This window comes from Candidatus Neomarinimicrobiota bacterium (genome assembly GCA_022567655.1).
In the GTDB taxonomy this organism is placed as follows: Bacteria; Fidelibacterota; SORT01; order SORT01; family SORT01; genus JADFGO01.
The window spans coordinates 1-5685 of record JADFGO010000116.1 but is presented as its reverse complement, the minus strand read 5'-3'; the positions used below and the strand labels follow the sequence as shown (position 1 = coordinate 5685).

General features: G+C 46.1%; 3 protein-coding genes. All 3 read right to left on the bottom strand.

Going from position 1 to position 5685, the window contains the following annotated elements; all coding sequences use genetic code 11:
• Positions 1 to 169: 169 nt before the first annotated feature.
• A complete protein-coding gene (locus tag IID12_09605; GenBank protein MCH8289342.1) occupies positions 170 to 955 on the bottom strand; it encodes a sulfite exporter TauE/SafE family protein in 786 nt (261 codons plus the stop codon).
• A 498-nt stretch (positions 956 to 1453) separates the two neighbouring features.
• Positions 1454 to 3367, bottom strand: coding sequence for a phage tail protein (locus tag IID12_09600; protein MCH8289341.1), 1914 nt, complete (start codon positions 3365 to 3367; stop codon positions 1454 to 1456).
• 3 nt (positions 3368 to 3370) lie between these two features.
• Positions 3371 to 5685, bottom strand: a 2315-nt coding sequence (locus IID12_09595; protein MCH8289340.1) for a hypothetical protein, incomplete at its 5' end; no start/stop codon positions are given.

Here is a 5685-nt window from a genome sequence, read left to right as displayed (position 1 = left end):
CGGTAGGCGGCAGCTCGCCAGTGATCAACAGGCGTGATGCCGTCAATGCGGCGGCGACCTATATAATGTTTGATTATATCGACGATCAATTCGAAGTCTTTAGAGATATACAGCGAAAATATTACAAGAGATACGAGGACGTCAAGGGGAAAGGCGTTAATTCAGGTTTTTATATGATACCGCTTCCCAGCAGCAGCGCGAGAACTAAGAGCATAACGCCGACAAGATTGCGAACATGATGCATCTTCACTTTTTTCATCCGCCTGCTGCCTAAGAAGGAGCCGAGAAAAGCCGTAATTACCGCAACTGCCATCAAGTTCAGACCTCCCGATTCGACTATTGTATCTACTGCCCCCCCGAAAAACAGAGTTCCGTAAACAATCAGACGGGAGATATCCACGACTACGGCACACACAACTCCCGTGCCTATGAACTTCGTCTTATCGTTTAAAGAACGAAGAAGAAATGCGCTGCGCAGCGCTCCCTGATGTCCCGACAGTCCGCCGAAGAAACCCGACAATGCGCCTCCCAGCGGAATATATTTCTCCGAAAAAGATAATCTGCTGAGACCCGAACTGAATTCGAGATACGCAAACAATAACATCAATCCCGCCACGACCAATTTAACGGCGGTTACCTCTCTCATCCCTCCGAGGTCATAGACCAAGAGCGGTGTCGAGCCAACCATTTGAGTCAGGAGATACGCCCCTAAAGCGGACGTTATCAGTCCGGGTATTATGAATTTTAAGGCGATTTTCTTGTCGGCATGCCTGCCGACAAGAAACAGCTTGAAGATGTTGTTGGATAGATGAACCACCGCCGTCATCGCTATTGCCGCTTCGACAGGGAAAAAGAGAGCGAACACCGGCATCAGGAGTGTGCCGATGCCGAAACCCGAAAAGAGAGTCAGCGCGGCAACCGAAATAGATGCGATGATTACAGCTATGTACATCAGCATTTCAATAAATCCTCATAACAGTTGCGAGTACCGGTTATGCCGTACGAGATTCTGAATGACAGATAGGAATTTAAAGAATTATTGTAACAAGAAAAAGCCCCGAGTTAAACCCGGGGCTTCGTTTTTATTCTCGTTTCATCAAATACGGGTTAATAAGCCCACCCGTATGCAGTCGCTTCCATTATCCTAATCCTCCATTTCCCTTGCCTTTATATATACGGGAAAAGGAAGAATTTGTTCCGGTGGAAAATGAATTATAGTACATTTGATCAGTAGAGTATTTCTTTGAAATAATTTCCGACTCATTTCTCGTTTATTTCCTGTTCCTTTTCATATCTTTATAACGATATATTCTTAAAAAACAAATATTTATGCGATATATCATAAGAACCAATTATGGTTTTATTTTCGTTTTATTTCCATGTTATTTCGACATTATGTCAAAATTGAAATCTGAATAGATGAGAATTTTTATAAAGGAAATATCGTTACTTTCTAAAAAATATCCCCTCCCTGCCTCACGTTTATTATAAGCGTAGGATCCTCAAATTTCCGGTCATCTACGCGTCTGCCCATGAGATCGGCGACGTTTATATCAAGCCGCTTCCGTTTTTGGTTTTCCATCTTTATCCTTCGGGGCAGCCGGTCTGTGTGCCTATCTATCTCGAGCTCGGCATCCCAGGGTTCAAGCACGTTCCAGCGTTTTGATTTTATCCGCGCCTGAACGTCTATCCCGAGTTCATCGTCCTGTAATCTGATGGTATCACCGACTTCAAGCCTATCGTAAGGATAACCGTCGGGATCGGCTTCGAAGAGATCCAGAATAGATACCTTGTATTTCGACTTAGGGTCTTTGTTACTTTGTAAAGCATCAAATCCTCTGTCCCAGAGGAGTCTTGCCCCGCTTATCGGATAAAATTCGTTCGGGACGCTGAGGCGTCCCGCTTTTTCGAGCATCACCGAGTCCACGTAAAAGTCCGAGCTTGCGGAGTTCGAAAGTATCTTCACCGAGCCGTTCACCCCCTGAGCTGCGATACCGTCGAGCATCAGCTGCGTCCATACTCCCGTCTGGCTTGTTTCCGCCGTTTTTCCCGCCGCAGACGGTTGGTCGGTTACGCCGTCATATAGTTCAAGTTTAACTTTACCTGATGAAACATATACCCATACATACAAGGAATATACATAGTTTGTAACAAGCGTAATCGATTGTTCTATCCCCTCCCCCGCGTCTGCTTCCACTATCTTCTGACTTTTAGTGCCGTACCGCACAAAGTCGGGATTCGTATTCGACGAAATCGGGAAATTTCCACCGATAGTTATCGCGGACCAATTTTCTGCCAATCCGGATACGAATATTCCTGAAAAGTCAGGATTGAAAAGTAAATTTCTGGCTTCGACTATCGACGTCTCATGAAAGATTGACTCTATTGTGCCGTACGAACCGATGGAACCTGCGTCCCTTATATGTTTTATGTCTGTTCCGGCGGAATCGGCGACTATCTTGAAATGATCTCCTACGGTCAAACCGGAAAATGCGGTAGTTACCACGACCTGACTTCCGGCAATCGAGTCGGTAATCAGTCGTCTGGCACCGACGGTTGCGCTGCTTATTGCTCTTGTTAATTCGACGTAATAATTATTCCATGAATCGTTTGAAGGCACCAGCCTGTTGTGAGCCGACAGCGTTGCCCCTGAAATGGCGGTCAGTATATGTTCGGCGCCTTCAACACCCAATACATCATCTCCCCCTATGTCCACAGGCGGCTCTCCTCCTCCCACAGGATACACCACGTTGAATAGATCACGTATATCGATATTTTTTCTAATTCCGGTCAGATTCCGGGTATATCGAATTTTCGCATTCGAACTGCTCCCTCTCTTTTTAATCGACACTGTTTTATCGTTACTGACCGTCATATCGGTGTCAAGAGACTCCCGCAGGTCCTCGACCAGTTCGAGAACGGGACTGAACTTTAACTCAATGTCAACCTTGGCGGCTGAGGAGATGGTTCCGACAGAAAAAGACGATACCCCGAGAATTTCGCTCAGAATGGTGGAAGGATCGCCATTTACGAACGGCGTCCACTTAGCGTAGATCTCACCGAGCATATCGTATTTGATATGTTCACATTCTATCTGTCCGGTAACCACTCCGCTCTCGTTTCTGACGTCACGTTTTTGGCGTATCCTGAACGGTTCATAACTGCCGTCATCAAGGTTTATTACGCGTATTATCTTCAGATTATCTATTAAGCCCCAAACTTCGCTGCTACGGGATATGCTTACGGATAAAGAGTTTTCACCGTTCAACTCATCCATCCTGACGGCGGAAATCAAATCTTTTGAAGGGATTACCGATTGACGTACCGAGTTAGCGGAATCGTAAAGCTCGAGCCTGGATTTAGCCACTGCTCAAAGCCACTTCTTAAGAAAATCGAGTTTTATACCGCCTCCGGCGGTCTTATTGTATATCATCGCTTCCTTCGGGTCGAGGTTGGGAAAGAGCGATCCGCTGTCCATCGAGGCGATTGCGTTAACGAATGTGCCTGCAGATGAATCAGCGAACTCAACCGTCTCCTCTTCACTGTTTATCAGGAGTTTGTCACCTGCGGCAAATACCTTCGTCATACTGAATTTTGCGTTGTCATTTTTTTGCGCCCGGTAAGCGTTTGAGTACTTTAAAACTTCCTGTGCGGACAATTCGCGTGAGAGAAGATAAAATTCGTCAAAGACACAGTCGGGAAATGATGTCTGGGCATTGTCGCTCAGGTAAATCGAAGCCGGATTTCCGGCAAGCGTTGTTATGTTTGCATTCGTAACGCTTCCCAACACTCCGTTAACGTATAGTCTAACGCCGTTCGAACCGAAAGTGCCTATCAGACAGAGTCTATCATTTTTGCTGAAGGTCTGGCTTCCGGCTTCAGAATCATAATCGACTCCAGCCGCTCTTTTTCTGAAGACGAACTTGTCGTTTGTCCAATCGTAGAACAATCTCAGATAGTTGTTCGAATCGTAATATATCTCTATGATGACCGGATCATCCGCGTCATCCGCCCAGCCGGCGGCAAATTGGGGCCGGAGCCAGAGAATAACCGATCCTTCATTTTTATTTCCGACAATATTCCATGAAAGTGTGTCGCCGCCGTCTATACGAAGTCCCTGACCGAATTTCTCCTGCGAATACGAATCAATTTCCGTCGTCGCTTTAACCGAAGCATTCGCGGAAACCGTGTCGAGCTCGATGATCGAAACGTCATCTACGTTCATGCTCAAACCCGGCTGACCGAGCACCACGAGCCGTCCCGTTCCTGAAGTTACCGCCTTGAAAGTACAGGAAAATTTCGTCCAGTCGGCAGCATTTGTGGAATCCGGGGAGTCTAAATCAGAGACTTCGAACGATTTCCTGCCTGCAACGGTTAATCCGCTCAATAAGTTGTCAATACCGAACCTGTAGACAGAGCCGGACGATATCTTGAACCAGCCGGAAATTGTATACCATTTACCGGCTGTAAAGCTGATGTCCTGGTAAATTCCTCGCCCGGTACCCGTAAACGTATCGGCTTTCCAGCTGGCGCTTCCGCCGTGATACTCGGTCGTGTCCTTGGAACCGGCATATTGTAACGGCTGCAAACCTGTCCAGTCAGGAGGGACTTCGCCGCCTTCTATGTAGGTATCCTCCATACTTCCGTTTTGCTGGACGTTGGGTGTGCATTCCATCTGGTCAACGTAGATCGTTGCGTCCCCGTTAACGCCGATTTTTCGCAGTCTGAACTGATGAACGACCGCTCCGTCCGCTTTGATGACACCCTCATAATAAAGCCACTTGCCTGTGGCATAAGAAACGCCTATATCGTCAGTTCCCGTGTCAAGCCTTCGGGTGAGAACGGTTGAGTTGCCAACGATGTCTAAATGAAGTTGATCCGAGGCATTTAACGTACTAAAATATATCCATAGTCTATAAAAATAATCCTGATTATTTACCAGTACAGCCGTTGCCCTATAAACATATTCTCCCGTAAGGGCTGCTTGCCATTCAAGTACGGCTGATTTCAAATCATATTTAACTATATCTGTAACAGTAGATATTTCTGTATTAGCGCCGGTGCCGTCTGCCCCCGAATAAATCCACTCGGCGGCGGGATCATTTTCTTGATCGCCATCTGTAAATTCATTGTCAACCCACGGATGTTGAGTACAAACAGGAACGCCGCTTGATAGTTCGCCAACACTTAATAATTTAGTATCAGGCGTAACGAAAGGTTCTACGCCCGCCCCCGAATTGTATAGATCGGTTACTTCACTATCCATCAAGGCTCGTTCATAGATTTGCCAGTGTATCAAGCCGTCAAAAATATCAGTAGCAATATTAGTGGAAAACTGTCCGATTGATAATGTTTCATCAACAGCCGTAGGAACTCCCAGAGCGGAACTGCTTTCTGAATCAGCTGAATCTAATCGTATGCCAAGATAGTTAGTACCGTCAAATGTATTATTAGTATCCCATCTTACAGTAATCATATACCAAGTTCCGGCGGCAAAGTTCGACGATGTAACGTTTATTGCTGCGGTGCGATTTGTACCACCCGCCATAAGCGATACACGCAAAGTATTGCCACCCGTTTTCTCTATAAAAATATCGTTGTTTGCATCGCCCGTTTCATGGAATATTGAATGATTCTTACCGTCATCGCCGTCAAAATAAGGTTTCACCCAAAATATCATTGTCC